This is a genomic window from Actinomadura sp. GC306 (assembly GCF_004348665.1).
GTDB lineage: Bacteria > Actinomycetota > Actinomycetes > Streptosporangiales > Streptosporangiaceae > Spirillospora.
Genome location: NZ_SMKM01000050.1, coordinates 1 through 15,551 on the forward strand (window position 1 = coordinate 1; position 15,551 = coordinate 15,551).

Sequence of the window (15,551 nt, forward strand, 5' to 3'; positions counted from 1 at the left end):
CTCGTTGACTTGCGGCGTGTTGTTGTTATGGCCGGCCGGATAACAACAACACGCCGCAAGTCAACGGTTGCCGGGGCGCGCTAGCGGGTCTTGCGGTGGTCGTAGGCGGACTCGGCGGCGGCGTGCACGGCGGCGAGGCCGGCGCCCGTCGCGGCCATGGACGCGGCGGCGACTGCGCCCTCGACCAGCGGCGCGTCCGCGAGCAGCAGGTCACCGCCCGCGGCGTCCTCGATGACCATCTCGGCGGTGAGGACGGAGCTGCCGAGGTCGGCGAGCAGCAGCACGCCGTCGCCGTCGTCCGCCGCGGCGACCGCGCCCTCCACGAGGTCGACGCTCGTCCCGAGCCCGCCTTCGAGGTCCCCTCCGGCCGGTTCCACGACGGCCTTGCCGACCCCCATCGCCCGCGCGACCTCCACGACGCCCTCCGCGAGCGTCCTGCTGTGCGATATCACCACGATCCCGACCATGCGCCTCACCCTCCCTGTGCCGCGACGTCCGCCAGTGCCCGCAGGACGAGCGCGGTGGACGCCGCCCCCGGGTCGAGGTGGCCGGTGCTGCGCGGCCCCAGGTAGCTGGCCCGGCCCTTGCGCGCCTGCATCGGGACGGTCGCCTCCGCGCCCCGCTCCGCCGCGCCGGCCGCGGCCCGGACGCAGCCGGCCAGGTCCGCGCCGTCCGCGAGCGCCGCCTCGTAGGCCGCGACGGCGGGGGCGAGCGCGTCGACCATCGTCTTGTCGCCCTCGGCGGCCCTGCCGAGTTCGCGGACGCCGTCCAGCGCGGCGCGGAGCGCGGTGCCGAGCGCGGCGGCGTCCACCTCGTCCGCGTCGCCGAGCGCCTTGCCCGCGCGGCGCAGCGCCGTCCCGTAGAGGGGGCCGGACGCGCCGCCGGTCTTGGACACGATCGCGCGCCCGGCCGCCATCAGCACCTTCCCGGGCGACCCGTCGCCGAGGGAGTCGACGGCGGCGCGGAGGCCGCGGTCCATGTTGTGGCCGTGGTCGCCGTCGCCGATGGCCGCGTCCAGCCGGGTGAGCCGGTCGGCGTCGGCGGTGACGAGCTCGGCCGCGCGCCTGATCCAGGACGCAAAATCGCTCGCGTTCAGTTCGCCCGTGCTCACCGGCCCCACCGCAGCCCGGGGGTCTCGACGGGCGCGTCCCACAGCCGGGTCAGCTCCGGCGTCACCCGGCACACGCTGATCATGCAGCCCGCCATTTCCAGGCTCGTGACGTACGGGCCGACGAGGGGGCGCACGACGGTCACGCCGTGCCCCTCCAGCCACCGCGCGACCTCCGCGTACGCGATGTACTGCTCCATCAGCGGGGTGCCGCCCATGCCGTTCACCAGCACCAGCACCTCCGCCCCGGACAGCGGCATGTCGGCGTCGATGGCGCGCAGCGACGCGTCCACGATCTCCGCGGCGGTCCCGGCCTTGACGCGCTCGCGGCCGGGTTCGCCGTGGATGCCGATGCCGAGCTCCATCTCGTCCTCGCCCAGCTCGAACGTCGGCGTCCCCGCGGCCGGGACCGTGCACGACGACAGCGCCACCCCGAACGACCGGCTGCGCTCGTTCACCTCGCGCGCCACCGCCGCGACCGCGTCGACCGCCGCCCCCTCCTCGGCGAGCGCCCCGGCGATCTTCTCGGCGAACAGCGTGGCGCCGGTGCCGCGCCGCCCGGCCGTGAACGTGCTGTCCTCGACGGCGACGTCGTCGTCGAGGACGACGGAGGTGACCGCGATGTCCTCGTCCTCGGCCAGCTCCGCGGCGAGCTGGAAGTTCATGACGTCACCCGTGTAGTTCTTCACCAGGTGGACCACGCCGGCGCCGCCGTCGACCGCCATCGTCGCGGCGATGATCTGGTCCGGCACCGGGGAGGTGAAGACCTCGCCGCAGCAGGCCGCGTCGAGCATCCCGTGGCCGACGAACCCGGCGTGCAGCGGCTCGTGGCCGGAGCCGCCGCCCGACACCAGGGCGACCTTCCCGGCGCGGGGCGCGTCCGCCCGCACGACCGTCCCGCTCGCCGGGTCGACCCGCAGCGAGGGGTGCGCGGCGGCCATGCCGCGCAGCGCGTCGGAGACCACGTCCGCCGGGGCGTTGATGAGTTTGCGCATGTTCTCAGCTCTACCCCGGTGGCGCCCCGCGTCCCAGGCCCAACCCGGGGGGCGGCGGGCCGATATCGGGATGCCGTCCGTGCCCGCGCGGCGTTAGGTTGGCGACCCGTGAGCCGAACGCGAACGATCTTCTACGACTGCGACACCGGCATCGACGACGCGATGACGCTGCTGTACCTGGCGTCCCGCATCCGGGCCGGTGCGGTGGAGCTGGCCGGGGTGGGCACCGTCCACGGCAACGTCGATCCGCTGACCGGCGCGCTGAACACGCTGCGCGTGCTGGAGCTGGCGGGGATCGAGGCGGGCGGGACGGGCGTGCCGGTCGCGGTCGGGGCCGCCCGGCCGATGGCGCAGGACGTCCACTACGCGGTCGACTGGCACGGGGCCGACGGCCTCGGCGACACGCACCTGCCCGAACCGGCGGGGCGGCCGGCCGCCGAGCCCGCCGCCGCGCTGCTCGTCCGGCTCGCGCGCGCGATGCCCGGTGAGCTGACGGTGCTCGCGACGGGGCCGCTCACCAACCTCGGCGCGGCGCTGCTGCTCGACCCGGAACTGCCCTCGCTGGTGCGGGAGGTGGTGGTCATGGGCGGCGCGTTCGACCACCCGGGCAACATCACCACGCACGCCGAGGCGAACATCTGGCACGACCCCGAGGCCGCCGACCTGGTGTTCGCGGCGGACTGGCCGGTCCTGCTGGTGCCGCTGGACGCCACCCACCCCACCGCCGTCCACGGCGACTGGCTCGACCGGCTCGCGGCGCACGACTCGGCGGTGGCGCGGTTCGCCGTCCGGGTCCTGTCGTTCTACGTCGACGCGTACACGCCGGTGCTGCGGCGGCGGGGCGCGGTCGTCCACGACGCGCTCGCCGCGATGCTCATGCTGGAACCGGAGCTCGGCGAGTACGCCGAGCGGGCCGTGCGGGTGGAGCTGCGGGGCGAGCTGACGCGCGGCACGACGGTGTGGGACGCCCGGTCCCTGCCCGCCGAGGACACCCGCCGCCCGGTCCGCGTCGCCGTCGGCGGCGACGTCCCGGCGTTCCACGAGCGGCTGCTGGCGGCCCTCACGTCGCTGTGACCCCGGACGATGTCCGGCATTCGGTGTCGTCGCGGGGCCGTATGGTGGAAACCGTGATCAGTGTTCTGGACGATGTTGAGCGGGTCCTGGCCGTCATGGGGCATCCGGACGACGTGGACTTCGGCGCCGCCGGGACGGTGGCGGGCTGGACCGACAGCGGCATCGAGGTCGTCTACCTCATGGTCACCGACGGCGACGCCGGCGGGTTCGACGACGCCGTCACCCGCGCGGAGATGGCCGCGCTGCGGCGCGAGGAGCAGGCCGCCGCCGCCAAGTGCGTCGGCGTGAGCGACGTCCGGTGGCTCGGCTACCCGGACGGCCGGGTCGAGGCGACGCTCGGCCTGCGCCGCGACATCGCCCGCGTGATCCGGCAGGTGCGGCCGGACCGGGTGCTGATGCCGAGCCCCGAGCGCAACTACGAGCGGATCTACCCCAGCCACCCCGACCACCGCGCGGTCGGCGCGGCGGCGCTCGACGCCGTGTACCCCGACGCCCGCAACCCGTACGCGTTCCCGGAGCTGCTCGCCGACGAGGGGCTCGACGCCTGGACGGTGCGCGAGGTGTGGCTCACCGGCGGCCCGGTCGTGAACCACTACGTCGACATCACCGACCGCTTCGACCGGAAGCTGAACGCGCTGCGCGCCCATGCCAGCCAGACCGGGCACATGGGCGACGGGCTGGCCGAGATGGTGCGCGGCTGGCTGTCGGCCAACGCCGCCGCGGCGGGCCTGCCCGAGGGCGCGCTCGCCGAGGCGTTCCAGGTCGTGGACACCGCCTGACCTGTATCGTCACGTTCCAAAATCAAGCTCTCACAAGCCGTAATCGGCGTGAGAACGGGCATGAGCCCCGTGCGACGGACTCGGGGGGTGTCATGCCGCAGGAGATCGAAGCGACCGCCACGTCCAGGGCGCCGGCCGATGTCGTCTTCAAGCATCTGTCCGTGGCCGAGGCGTGGGACGAGTGGGGCGGGTTCTGGACCCGCGGCAGGCGGGAGTCGGCGGGCGACGACCATCCGAACGGGATCGGCGCCGTCCGGCGCGTCCCGCCCTGGCGCGAGGAAGTGGTCGCCTGGGACCCGCCCAAGCACTACGGCTACATCGCGCTGTCCGGTCCGCGTCCGCGCCGCCTCCGGGTGGACGTCACGCTGGAGCCGCACTACTCGGGCACCCTGGTCCGGTGGCGCGGCACGTTCGACGCGCTCCCGGGCACGGGTCCGCTGATGCGGGCGATGCTGCGCCGCAGGTTCGGCTCGTACGCGCGGCGGATCGCGTGGCACTCCGAGCACTGCGAGCCCGGCTGCCCGGCCCGGCTGCCCGGCGCCGTCTGACTTCGCGGGGCCTCACACGAGGCGGCGGGCGGCGGCCCAGCGCGACAGCTCGTGCCGGTTGGACAGCTGGAGCTTCCGCAGGACGCTGCTCACGTGCGTCTCGACCGTCTTGACCGAGATGAACAGCTCCTTGGCGATCTCCTTGTAGGCGTAGCCGCGGGCGATGAGGCGCAGCACGTCCCGCTCCCGCTGGGTGATCTGGTCCAGCTCGGGATCGACGCTGGGCGCGTCGGTGGCGGCGAACGCGTCCAGCACGAAACCGGCCAGGCGGGGCGAGAACACGGCGTCGCCCTCGGCGACCCGGCCGATCGCGTCGGTCAGCTCCGGGCCGGAGATCGTCTTGGTGACGTAGCCGCGCGCCCCGCCCCGGACGACGCCGATCACGTCCTCCGCCGCGTCCGACACCGACAGCGCGAGGAACTTCGACGGGACGGCGCCGTGCAGCCGCCGCAGCACCTCGATGCCCCCGCCGCCGGGGAGGTGCACGTCCAGCAGCACCACGTCCGGCTTCGCCGCGCGGATCACCGAGACCGCCTCGTCGACGTCGCCGGCCTCCCCGACGATCTCGACGCCGCCGCCGAGCTCGGCCTTCACCCCGGTCCGGAACATCTGGTGGTCGTCGACCAGCACGACCCTCTTCAGCGGCTCACTCACGATCTCTTGATCTCCAATCGCACCTCGGTCCCCTCGCCGGGCTCCGTGCGGACGGTGGCCTTGCCGCCGTTGCGCTCCATGCGCCCGATGATGGACTCCTTCACGCCCATCCTGTCCTCCGGGACCTGGTCGATGTCGAATCCCTTGCCGCGGTCGCGGACGAAGACGGCCACCTCGTCGCCCTCCACCTCGGCGTACACCGACACGACCGGGGCCCCGGCGTACTTGGCGGCGTTCACCATGGCCTCCCGCGCGGCCTGCAGCGTCGCGCGAAGGCCCTCGTCCAGCGGCGTGTCCCCCACGCAGACGATCTCGATCGGCACGCCGTGGTCGTCCTCGACCTCGCCCGCGGTCTCCCGGATCGCGGCGGCGAACGTCTGGTCGGGGTCGGCGCGCGGCTGGTAGAGCCACGTCCGCAGCGTCCGCTCCTGGGACCGCGCGAGCCGCTGCACCTCGCGGGCGTCGGCCGCGTTCCGCTGGATGAGGGTCAGCGTGTGCAGCACCGAGTCGTGGATGTGCGCGGCCAGCTCGGCGCGCTCCTGGGACCGGATCCGCTCGTGCCGCTCGGCGTCCAGGTCCTGCCAGAGCCGCACCACCCACGGCGTCACGATCACCGCGACGCCGCTGAGGATGATCAGCATCGCGATGATGACGGACCCGGCCTGCGCGGCCTCGACGTTCTGCACGAGGACGCCGCCGACCCCGCCGACGACCAGCAGCAGGCCGAGCAGGCTGCGCAGCCACCGCTCGCGCAGCGGCAGCGTCCAGCGCTGCCGCTGGTCGCGGTCGGCCTGCTGCCACAGGATCGCGGCGCCGATGCCGCCGATGGCGAACGGCCACAGCGCCCACTGGACGATCCCCGCCGCACCCCACGGCAGCACCGCCAGGCCGAGCGTGACCGCCACGTAGGCCAGGAGCTGGCCCCAGTCGCGGCCCCGCCTGCGACCGCCCGCCCGCTCTTCCTTGTCGGGGGCGGGCACCAGGATCCAGAACGCGGCGTACGCGACGGTCCCCAGCCCGCTCGCCATCGTCAGCAGGACGAACGCCACGCGGACGACCAGGACGTCCACGCCGAGGTGCGCGGCCAGGCCGCGGCACACGCCGGCGATGAGCCTGCCCTCGGCGCTGCGCCCGAGCCGCGGCACCGCCGGCGTCACACCGGACGCGCCTGCCGTCTGTTCGCTCACCGCCGTCCCTTCCGGGGTATCGCCCTGCGCACGCCCATCACTCCGTCGATCGTCACATGCCGGGGGCGTGGACCGCATCAGGGCCTCACCCGAGGTTCACCTCAGGGTCGGATCAGGGGCGTCCCGGATACCGTGCGCGGACGCGGAGGGCCACGATGGTGGGCATGAGCGAGGATCCGGACGGCAGGAACGACGGCGACCTCAGGACCGGTGGTCTCCGGACCGGCACGGGGTACGCCCGGCTGGCGCGCGACGGCGACCGCCGCGTGCTCGCCGGGGTGTGCACCGGCCTCGGCCGCTACACCGGCATCGATCCGGTCGTGTTCCGGGTGGGGTTCGCGGTCCTGGTCCTCGCGCACGGGCAGGGCGTCTTCCTCTACATCGTGGCGGCGCTGCTGATGCCCGCGACGCCGGGCGAGTCGTCGCTCGCCGAGCAGCTCTTCAAGCGCTGGTTCGACGCGCCGGCCGTGCTGACGGTCCTCGGCGCGCTGCTGGGCGCGGGCGTCGCGTTCAGCATCGTCGGCGGCGTCCCCACCGACGCGATCGCCGTCATGGTGGTGTTCGGGCTGGTGCTGCTCGTGGCGCACTCGCGGGGCGTGGACCTGGTGGGCGCCGCGCGGGCGGTCCCGGAGCGGCTCTCCGGGCACCGGCCTGAGCCGTCCGCCGCGGGGGCCCGGTTCGACGACGGCACCGGCGGCGTCTCCCTGCACAAGGACACCGAGGAGGAGCCGGTGCCGGACGCCCCGTCCTGGGCGGGCGCCGGCCGCCTCCCCGAGGGCATGATCGACCTCGCCGCCTACGGCGCCGCGCACGCGGCGGCTCGGGACGCGGCCCTCCGCGCGGACGACACCGGCCGGTCCGGGGCGGCGCCCGCGAAGCGGGACGGCTGCGGGAAGTCGCCCACCACCGCGATCACGCTGCTGGCCGCCATGGCGGTCGGCGCGGCGATGATCCCGGTCGCGCAGCCGTACGCCGCCCCCGATTCCTGGCTGATCATCATGGCCCCGGCGCTCGCGGTCATCGGCGGCGGGCTCGTCCTCGGCGGCTGGTTCCGCACGCGCGGGCTCGCCACCGCGGGAACCGTGCTGACCCTCGCCATGCTGACCACGGCCGTCGCGGGCGAAATGCCGCGCAACGCCGAGTACGGCGAGGTGGAGTGGCGCCCCGTGGACGCCGCGCAGACCGGCCAGGAGTACAAGGTCGGCGTCGGGCAGGGCACGCTCGACCTGACCTCCCTGCCGGTCACCGCCGGGCAGCGCGTCACGATCACCGCCGAGGTCATGCTCGGCGGGCTGGAGGTCAAGGTGCCGCCCACCGCGCGCGTCATGGTGGACGCCCGGATCACGCTCGGCGACCTGCGCGTCGGCAGCAAGACGACCAGCGGCCCGAACGTCCGCAGCACCGAGGTCATGGAGCCCGAGGCGAGACCGGGCGAGGACCCGCCGGTGATCGTCCTGCGGATCCGCGGGAAGATCGGCGACGTGGACGTGCGCCGTGGCTGAGCGACGGGAAGCGGAGACCGGGACGGCCGCGGCGAACACCGAGCGGCCGCGCGGGTTCGACCCGGCGGGCCCCGTCACCGGGCTGTTCTTCCTCGTCCTCGCGGGCCTGTTCCTGGCGGAGGGCCTGACGGACGAGCGGGTGCTGGCGCCGGCGGTCCTGGCGCCGGTGGTGCTGATCGGGCTCGGCCTCGTCGGGATCGTCCGCGTGCTGACCCGCGCGCGCCGCCGCCACCTGCGCTGAACCCCGCCGCCCCCGCCCGCCGCGACCGGGAAGTAACCTGGCCCGGAGGCAAGGGAGCGGAGCGAGGTCAGATGTCAGGTCAGCCCGGCGCGCCCGAGGTGAGCGGCGCCGACGTGCTGCCCGGCTCCCGTTCCGCGCTGGACCCCGGCCGCGCCATCAAGCCCGGCCGGCACGGCCTGTCCCCCGAGACCGTCGCCGGCATCCAGCGGGAACGGCTCGTCGACGCGTTCGTCCAGGTCGTGTCGGAGCGCGGGTTCGCGCACACCACGATCAGCCGGGTGACCGAGGCCGCGGGCGTCACCAAGAAGACCTTCTACGCGCACTTCACCGACCTCGACGACTGCTTCCTCGCCGCCTACCGGCGCGGCATGGACATCCTGCTCACCCGGATGACGGAGGTCTACGAGGCCGCGCCGGCCTGGCCGGACGGCATCCACGCCGCGCTGCGCACCATGCTCGCCGTCCTCGCGAGCGAGCCCCGGTTCGCGCGGGCCTCCCTCGTCGAGGTGAACGCGGCGGGCCCGCGGGTCCGGCAGGCCCGCATCGACGACCTCGCCCGGTTCCGCGCGTTCTTCGCCGCGCCGTCGCTGCCGCCCGTCCCGGTCTCGGTGATCGACGCGATCGTGGGCGGCATCTACAGCGCGATCTACGTGCAGACGGAGACGGGCGAGACCGGCGAGCTGCCGTCGCTGCTGCCGTCGCTGACCTACTTCGTGCTGCTGCCGCTGATCGGCCGCGAGGCGGCGTCGCCCTACCTGGCGGAGAGCTGACCCGGCGCGTCCCACGGGCCGGGCTCGCCGGCGTGCAGGCTCACCGCGAACGCCGGGCCGGGATTGGTCAGCGCGTTCGGCGACCCCCCGTGCGACGCCGTGCCGTGCGACGCCGTGCCGTGCGGCGGCGTGCCGTGCGGCGACGTGCCGTGCACCCGGACGCGGTTGGCGCGCAGCGGCCGCTCGGTCACCCCGGACTCGGCGATCACGACCTCCGCGAGCTCCCCCGCGAGCAGCGTGCTGACCCGCCCGCGGACGGGCCCGCCGTGGCCGGGCGGCCAGGTCGTGAGCCACGCCCCGCCGCCGAGCGGGACGTGCACCGGCCGCTCGGCGTCGAATCCGGCGAGCGGCCACCAGTCGCCGGGGCGTGCGGCGAGGTCCCGGACGAGGGACGCGAGCTGCCCCACGGTGGGCGGGTGCGCGATGGTCGCGCGGCCGTGCGGATCGTCCTGGCCACGCATGGTGAGATCGGGAACCACGGGAGAAGGTCCTTCGGAATGTGTGTCGGCCGGCTGGAGACGAGGTTCAGCGAGGTTCAGCGACAACACGAAGGACACAGCGCGCTCGCCACGCGGCCGAGGGCCACGGGGCTGTCGAGGGAGACTCGCGCTGACACGCGTCTAAGCAGACACTCGTAACCAAGGGTTGTCAAGCCGAACACCGGAAGGCCCCCGGAATCCGCCCGGCCGGCGCGCATCCGCAGGCGTCCGGCCCCAGGAACGGAGTCCAGATCAGCGGCTGAGCACCAGGTACGCGATCCAGGTCAGGACGACGGTCAGGGCCAGCGAACCCATGCAGCCCAGTCGGGACGAGAAGATGAACATACGCCGCACCTACCCCGGAATCTCCGGTTCTCGCCTGCTCGATGGCGGTCCGTGACGGCCCGCCGGTCGAGCGGCGTCCGGCGCCCGGCGGCGACGGCATCGTCGGCCGGGAAGCGGGCCGGCGCTGCATCGCGCGGGTGCGCGGGCCATCCTTCGCTCAGCCGGTGGTAAATAACCGACTTCGGGGGCTAGTCCCCGATTCGACCGCGGCATAGGTTCGGATGGTCGCCTTTCACGGAGGTGGCCCCGATGACGTGGCCAGACCAGCGCGCCCCACCCGGGGGACGTCTCTTCCCGTGTCCATCCGAGACGTCCCTGGGAGAAACGCATGCCACGAATCCGTGTCGAGGTCGACGGCGCGACGTATGAAGACGAGGTCGAACCGCGCCTCCTTCTGGTCCACTACCTGCGCGAACGGCTGGGGAAGGTCGGCACCCCGGTCGGCTGCGACACCAGCAACTGCGGAGCCTGCACCGTCCTCATGGACGGGATGAGCGTGAAGAGCTGCTCCGTTCTCGCCGTCCAGGCGGACGGCACTGACGTGACGACCGTCGAGGGCCTCGGCATCGACGGCACGACGCATCCGATGCAGCGGGCGTTCCACGAGGAGCACGCGCTCCAGTGCGGCTACTGCACGCCCGGCATGATCATGGCGTCTCTCGACCTGCTGCGGGAGAACGCCGACCCGTCCGAGGACGAGGTCAGGGACGGGCTGGAGGGGAACCTGTGCCGGTGCACGGGCTACCAGAACATCGTCAAGGCCGTCCGGCGCGCCGCCGGTGAGATGCGCGACCCCGCAGAGCAGGAGGTGACGCCGTGACGGTGCAGGAGGGCGATGCCGTGACCACGCAGGAGGTCGGCTCCCCGCGCAAGCGGTCGGAGGACGCCCGGCTCATCACCGGCCGTACCCGCTGGACCGACAACATGACGCCCGCGGGGACGCTGCACATGGCGTTCCTGCGCAGCCCCCACGCGCACGCGAGGATCACCCGCGTCGACACGTCGCAGGCCAAGAACCGGCCCGGGGTGGTCGCCGTGTACAGCGGTGAGGACCTCGCCGAGGAGCAGGGGTCCCTGCCCTGCGCCTGGGTCGTCACCGAGGACATGAAGCACCCCGAGCACCCGCCGATGGCGGTGAGCGAGGTCCGGTACGTCGGTGAGCCCGTGGCGTGCGTGGTGGCCCGCGACAAGGCCGCGGCCGTGGACGCCCTGGAAGAGATCGACGTCGACTACGAGCCGCTGCCGGCCGTCGTCGACATGGACGCCGCCCTGGCCGACGGCGCCGATCTCGTCCACCAGGACCTCGGCACGAACAAGTCCTACACGTGGGTGTTCGAGAACGGGGATCTGGACGCCGCGATGAGGGACGCTCCCGTCGTCATCGAACGCGAATACGTCCAGCAGAGGCTCATCCCCACGGCGATGGAGCCGCGCTCGGTTCTGTGCGTCCCCGAGGACGAGGACTACACGCTCTACTCGGCCACGCAGATCCCGCACATCCTGCGGCTGATGCTGGCGACCGTCACCGGGATCCCCGAGCACCGCCTCCGGGTCGTCGCCCCGGACGTGGGCGGCGGGTTCGGGTCCAAGCTGCAGGTGTACGGGGAGGAGGTCCTCGCGCTGCTCATCGCCCGCAGGCTCGGCCGTCCGGTCAAGTGGACGGAGTCGCGCAGCGAGGGCAACATGACCGTCCACCACGGGCGCGACCAGATCCAGCGGCTCACGCTCGCCGCGGACCGGGACGGCCGGATCCGCGGCCTGAAGGTGAACCTGCTGGCCGACATGGGCGCGTACCTGATGCTCGTCACGCCGGGCATCCCGCTGCTGGGCGCGTTCATGTTCAACGGCATCTACAAGATGGACGCCCTTTCGTTCACGTGCACGGGCGTCTTCACGACCAAGACGCCCACGGACGCGTACCGGGGCGCAGGCCGCCCTGAGGCGACGTACGCTATCGAGCGCCTGATGGACGAACTGGCCGCCGAACTCGGGGTCGACCCCATCGAGGTACGGCGCCGCAACTGGATCGCGCACGAGGAGTTCCCGTACGAGACGATCGCCGGCCTCACCTACGACACCGGTAACTACGAGGCGGCGACCGACAAGGCGCTGGAGCTGTTCGAGTACGACAAGCTGCGCGCCGAGCAGGCCGACCGCCGCGAGCGGCAGGACCCGGTGCAACTGGGCATCGGGGTGTCCACGTTCACCGAAATGTGCGGGCTGGCCCCGTCGCGGGTCCTGGGCTCGCTGTCCTATGGCGCGGGTGGCTGGGAACACGCGTCCGTGCGGATCCTGCCGTCCGGCAAGGTCGAAGTCGTCACGGGGTCGTCCCCGCACGGCCAAGGCCATGCGACGGCGTGGGCGCAGATCGCCGCCGACCGGCTCGGTGTCCCGTGGGAGGACGTGAAGGTCCTGCACGGCGACACGGCGGTCTCGCCCAAGGGCATGGACACCTACGGTTCGCGTTCGCTCGCCGTAGGCGGGGTCGCGCTGTACTCCGCCTGCGAGAAGGTCGTCGACAAGGCCCGGAAGGTCGCGGCGCACCTGCTGGAGGCGTCCGAGCAGGACCTCGACTTCAGCGGCGGCCGGTTCAGTGTCCGCGGCGTCCAGGAAGAGGGCAAGACGCTCCAGGAGGTCGCCCTGGCCGCGTTCGCGGCGCACGACCTGCCGGACGGGATCGAACCCTCACTGGACTCCGACGCCACGTTCGACCCGGAGAACTTCTCCTACCCGCACGGCACGCACCTGTGCGCGACCGAGGTCGACACAGAGACCGGGATGGTGAAGATCCGCAAGTACGTGGCGGTGGACGACGTCGGCACGGTCGTGAACCCGCTCATCGTGGAGGGGCAGGTCCACGGCGGCCTGGCGCAGGGCATCGCGCAGGCCCTCTACGAGGAGGCCGTGTACGACGCGGAGGGCAACCTGACCACGACCACGATGGCCGACTACCTCATCCCGTCGGCCGCGGACCTGCCCACGTTCACGACCGATCGCACCGAGACGCCCGCGACGTCCAACCCGCTGGGCGTGAAGGGCGTCGGCGAGGCCGGCACGATCGCCTCGACCCCCGCGGTCGTCAACGCGATCGTGGACGCGCTGCGCCCGCACGGCGTGACCGACGTGCCGATGCCGTGCACGCCCGAACGCGTCTGGCGCGCGCTGCGCGGCGAAACGAAACCGGGAGCCGCCCAGCCGGGCCCCGGCGGCGGACTCGGCTCGGCCGGAGGTGACCAGTGATCCCCGCGACGTTCGACTACACGCGGCCCGCCTCGGTGGACGACGCCGTCCGGGCGCTGTCCGACGCGGGCGAGGACGCCAAGATCCTCGCCGGCGGGCAGAGCCTCATGCCGCTGCTGCGGATGCGGCTCGCCTACCCCGACGCGCTCATCGACGTCGGCCGGATCGGCGCGCTGCGCGAGATCCGGGACGAGGGCGACGCGCTCGTCATCGGCGCGATGGCCACGCACCACGACGTGATCCGCGACCCGCTGGTGCGCGAGCACCTCCCGCTGATCGCGGCGGCGACCGAGACGGTCGCCGACCCGGCCGTCCGGCACCGGGGCACGTTCGGCGGGTCGATGGCGCACGCCGACCCGGCGGGCGACCTCCCGGCCGTCGCGCTGGCGCTGGACGCGGTGTTCCTCGTCCGGTCCGCGGACGGGGAGCGGGAGATCCCGGCCGCGGACTTCTTCGTCGACTGGATGACGTCGGCGATGGAGCCGGACGAGCTCCTCGTGGGCGTGCGGGTGCCGAAGCTGGGGCCCGGCTGGGGCGTGCACTACGAGAAGTTCCACCGGACCGCCCAGGCATGGGCGATCGTGGGCGTCGCCTGCGCCGTCCGCCGCAACGGCGACGGGATCGAGGAGGCGCGGGTCGCGCTCACCAACATGGGCCCCACACCGGTGCGGGCGAGCGCGGTGGAGGTCGCCCTCAGCGGGCGGCCCGCGTCGGAGGACGTGTTCCGGACCGCGGCGGCGCAGGCCGCCGCCGACACCGAGCCGCCCACCGACCTGCACGGGTCGTCGGAGTACCGCGCCCACCTGGCGACGGTGCTGACGGCCCGCGCGCTGAGCGCGGCGACCGGCGCCTGACGCCGGCTCGCCGGGGCCGTGCGGCCGGATCCCCAGGGTGGGGGGACCCGGCCGCATGGACCCCGGCGCATGGACCCCGCGCCGGCCGGGTAGCGGGCGGGTAGCATCGCAGGTCCCGGACCGGGACCGGAGGGGCGCCGCTGGCGGCGGATCGGGCGCCCGCCGTAAGGTCACGGGCAAGGTCTCCGGACGATAAGGACATTGATCATGGAACTCGACCACGATTTCACCGTCCCCGTACCGGTGGATCAGGCATGGTCGGTGCTGCTCGACGTGGAGCGCGTCGCCGCGTGCATGCCCGGTGCGACCCTCGACTCGATCGAGGGCGAGGAGTTCAAGGGCCGGATGAAGGTGAAGGTCGGCGCGATGACCATCACCTACCGCGGCTCCGCGCACATCGTGTCGGCCGACGAGCCGTCCCGCACGGTGACGATGGAGGCGTCCGCGAAGGAGGCCCGCGGCTCGGGGACGGCGGCGGCGACCGTCCAGGCGAAGCTCATCGACGAGGGCGGCACGACCCGCGTGACCGTGCACACCAAGCTGAACGTGACGGGACGCCCGGCGCAGTTCGGCCGCAACATCCTGTCCGAGGTCGGCTCCAAGATCATCTCCCGGTTCGCCAAGGCGCTGGAGGAGGAGCTGGAGTCGTCCGGCACGGACGCCCCCGCGACCGAGAGCACGGCCGCGGAGCCCGCGTCCGAGCCCGCGTCGGAGGGCGCGTCCGTCACGGAGATCACGCCGGAGAGCGCCGCCGCGCCGGAGGCCCCGGCCGAGCCGCAGACCGCCGCCGCGCCGGCGGCGAAGCGGGAGCGGCCGCTGCGCGTCGCGCGGGAGGACGACGCGATCGACCTGCTGGAGGTCGCCGGGCCGTCGGTCGCCAAGCGGGCCGTCCCGGCGGTCGGCGGGCTGGTCGGGCTGCTGGTGGTCGTCCGGCTGCTCACCCGGCGCCGCCGCAAGAAGAAGCGCTGACGTCGGGGCCGGGTCAAACGCCGGTCAACGATCCGCCGCCGGTCGGCGGCGTCGGTGGAACGCCGCGCCGCCCATGCCGTCGGCTTGTCCCGTGGACACCATCGAGCTGCAGCGGATCACCCGCATCGAGAACGACAACTGGTGGTACCGCGAACGCCGCGAGACCCTGTCCGCGGAACTGCTCCGGTTCAGCGTGCCGGGTACGGCCGTCGACATCGGGGCGGCGGCCGGGACGAATTCGCGGGTCCTCGCGGAGCACGGCTGGCAGGCCACCGCGATCGACCTGAGCCCGGACGCCGTCGCGCTGGCGCGCGCGCACGGCGTGGAGGCGTACGTGGGCGACGCCCGCTACCTGCCGCTACCGCCGTGCGAGTACGACCTCGCGCTGGCCCTGGACGTGCTGGAGCACATCGAGGAGGACGCCCGCGCGGCGGCGGAGATCGCGCGGGTGCTGAAGCCGGGCGGGACCGCCCTGCTGTCCGTCCCGTGCGACATGGCGCTGTGGTCGGCGCACGACGTGGCCCTCGGGCGGGTCCGCCGGTACAGCCGCCAGACGCTCGCGGAACTCGTCGAGGGCGCCGGGCTGGTGCTGGAGCGGGTCTGGACCCGCGGTCTGCTGCTCCGGCCGTTCCTGCGCCGGCTGAGGCACCGGACGGCGCGGCGCGAGGACCTAGCGCCGCTGCCTCCCCTCGCCAACGAGGCGCTGCGCCTCGGCGCCGCGCTGGAGCGCCGCCTGCCGCCGTGCTCGTGGCCGGGCACCTGGCTGTTCGCCCGCGCCCGCCGCCCCGGCTGAGTGCTGGTTCCGG

The 15,551-nt window shown here is 73.7% G+C and carries 17 protein-coding genes; 11 read left to right on the forward strand and 6 right to left on the reverse strand.

Annotated features, from left to right (window positions below; all coding sequences use genetic code 11):
- Positions 1–80: 80 nt before the first annotated feature.
- Genes E1200_RS10235 through dhaK form a run of 3 tightly spaced genes read right to left on the reverse strand, consistent with a single transcriptional unit; the run spans position 81 to position 2,103 of the window.
- Positions 81–467, reverse strand: a complete 387-nt coding sequence (locus E1200_RS10235; protein ID WP_131951591.1) for a phosphoenolpyruvate--protein phosphotransferase — start codon at positions 465–467, stop codon at positions 81–83.
- Positions 468–472: 5 nt separating this feature from the next.
- Positions 473–1,111, reverse strand: coding sequence for a dihydroxyacetone kinase subunit DhaL (gene dhaL / locus E1200_RS10240; protein WP_207933276.1), 639 nt, complete (start codon positions 1,109–1,111; stop codon positions 473–475).
- Positions 1,108–2,103, reverse strand: a complete 996-nt coding sequence (dhaK, locus tag E1200_RS10245) for a dihydroxyacetone kinase subunit DhaK (protein ID WP_131951592.1) — start codon at positions 2,101–2,103, stop codon at positions 1,108–1,110. Before dhaK ends, dhaL begins: the two co-directional genes overlap by 4 nt.
- Before the next feature lie 108 nt (positions 2,104–2,211).
- On the opposite strand from dhaK, the gene E1200_RS10250 reads away from it, so the two are divergent.
- From E1200_RS10250 to E1200_RS10260, 3 genes are all read left to right on the forward strand, one after another.
- Positions 2,212–3,177 carry a nucleoside hydrolase gene (locus E1200_RS10250; RefSeq protein WP_279484078.1) on the forward strand — a complete coding sequence of 322 codons (966 nt, stop codon included), beginning with the start codon at positions 2,212–2,214 and terminating at the stop codon, positions 3,175–3,177.
- 41 nt (positions 3,178–3,218) lie between these two features.
- Positions 3,219–3,956 (forward strand): PIG-L deacetylase family protein, encoded by a 738-nt coding sequence (locus tag E1200_RS10255; RefSeq protein WP_131951593.1) that lies wholly within the window; start codon positions 3,219–3,221, stop codon positions 3,954–3,956.
- Positions 3,957–4,048: 92 nt separating this feature from the next.
- Positions 4,049–4,504, forward strand: a complete 456-nt coding sequence (locus E1200_RS10260) for an SRPBCC family protein (RefSeq protein ID WP_131951594.1) — start codon at positions 4,049–4,051, stop codon at positions 4,502–4,504.
- A gap of 12 nt (positions 4,505–4,516) precedes the next feature.
- Here E1200_RS10260 and E1200_RS10265 read toward each other — a convergent pair whose 3' ends face one another.
- Together E1200_RS10265 and E1200_RS10270 are read right to left on the reverse strand one after the other, a co-directional pair.
- Positions 4,517–5,158, reverse strand: coding sequence for a response regulator transcription factor (locus tag E1200_RS10265; protein ID WP_279484079.1), 642 nt, complete (start codon positions 5,156–5,158; stop codon positions 4,517–4,519).
- Complete coding sequence (locus tag E1200_RS10270) at positions 5,155–6,345, reverse strand: ATP-binding protein (RefSeq protein WP_243708459.1); 1,191 nt, start codon at positions 6,343–6,345, stop codon at positions 5,155–5,157. Before E1200_RS10270 ends, E1200_RS10265 begins: the two co-directional genes overlap by 4 nt.
- Before the next feature lie 164 nt (positions 6,346–6,509).
- Between E1200_RS10270 and E1200_RS10275 the strand changes: the two genes are divergently transcribed.
- The 3 genes from E1200_RS10275 to E1200_RS10285 all read left to right on the forward strand — a co-directional run bounded on the left by E1200_RS10275 (position 6,510) and on the right by E1200_RS10285 (position 8,858).
- Positions 6,510–7,847, forward strand: coding sequence for a PspC domain-containing protein (locus E1200_RS10275; RefSeq protein ID WP_165950267.1), 1,338 nt, complete (start codon positions 6,510–6,512; stop codon positions 7,845–7,847).
- Positions 7,840–8,088 carry a hypothetical protein gene (locus E1200_RS10280; protein WP_131951597.1) on the forward strand — a complete coding sequence of 83 codons (249 nt, stop codon included), beginning with the start codon at positions 7,840–7,842 and terminating at the stop codon, positions 8,086–8,088. The genes E1200_RS10275 and E1200_RS10280 overlap by 8 nt, the downstream gene beginning before the upstream one ends.
- Before the next feature lie 71 nt (positions 8,089–8,159).
- Positions 8,160–8,858 (forward strand): TetR/AcrR family transcriptional regulator, encoded by a 699-nt coding sequence (locus tag E1200_RS10285; RefSeq protein WP_131951598.1) that lies wholly within the window; start codon positions 8,160–8,162, stop codon positions 8,856–8,858.
- On the opposite strand, the gene E1200_RS10290 is transcribed toward E1200_RS10285, so the two are convergent.
- Positions 8,840–9,337, reverse strand: a complete 498-nt coding sequence (locus E1200_RS10290; protein WP_165950268.1) for a cysteine dioxygenase — start codon at positions 9,335–9,337, stop codon at positions 8,840–8,842. The genes E1200_RS10285 and E1200_RS10290 overlap by 19 nt on opposite strands.
- Positions 9,338–10,010: 673 nt before the next feature.
- On the opposite strand from E1200_RS10290, the gene E1200_RS10295 reads away from it, so the two are divergent.
- The 5 genes from E1200_RS10295 to E1200_RS10315 all read left to right on the forward strand — a co-directional run bounded on the left by E1200_RS10295 (position 10,011) and on the right by E1200_RS10315 (position 15,538).
- Positions 10,011–10,502: a (2Fe-2S)-binding protein gene (locus E1200_RS10295; RefSeq protein ID WP_131951599.1), complete on the forward strand. Its 492-nt coding sequence runs from the start codon at positions 10,011–10,013 to the stop codon at positions 10,500–10,502.
- Positions 10,499–12,922 carry a xanthine dehydrogenase family protein molybdopterin-binding subunit gene (locus E1200_RS10300; RefSeq protein WP_207933277.1) on the forward strand — a complete coding sequence of 808 codons (2,424 nt, stop codon included), beginning with the start codon at positions 10,499–10,501 and terminating at the stop codon, positions 12,920–12,922. Before E1200_RS10295 ends, E1200_RS10300 begins: the two co-directional genes overlap by 4 nt.
- The gene (locus E1200_RS10305; RefSeq protein WP_131951600.1) at positions 12,919–13,776 is read left to right on the forward strand and encodes a xanthine dehydrogenase family protein subunit M; all 858 of its coding nucleotides are present in this window, start codon (positions 12,919–12,921) and stop codon (positions 13,774–13,776) included. The genes E1200_RS10300 and E1200_RS10305 overlap by 4 nt, the downstream gene beginning before the upstream one ends.
- A 207-nt stretch (positions 13,777–13,983) precedes the next feature.
- Positions 13,984–14,745, forward strand: a complete 762-nt coding sequence (locus E1200_RS10310; RefSeq protein ID WP_131951601.1) for an SRPBCC family protein — start codon at positions 13,984–13,986, stop codon at positions 14,743–14,745.
- A gap of 91 nt (positions 14,746–14,836) precedes the next feature.
- Positions 14,837–15,538 (forward strand): class I SAM-dependent methyltransferase, encoded by a 702-nt coding sequence (locus tag E1200_RS10315; protein ID WP_131951602.1) that lies wholly within the window; start codon positions 14,837–14,839, stop codon positions 15,536–15,538.
- Positions 15,539–15,551: the final 13 nt, after the last annotated feature.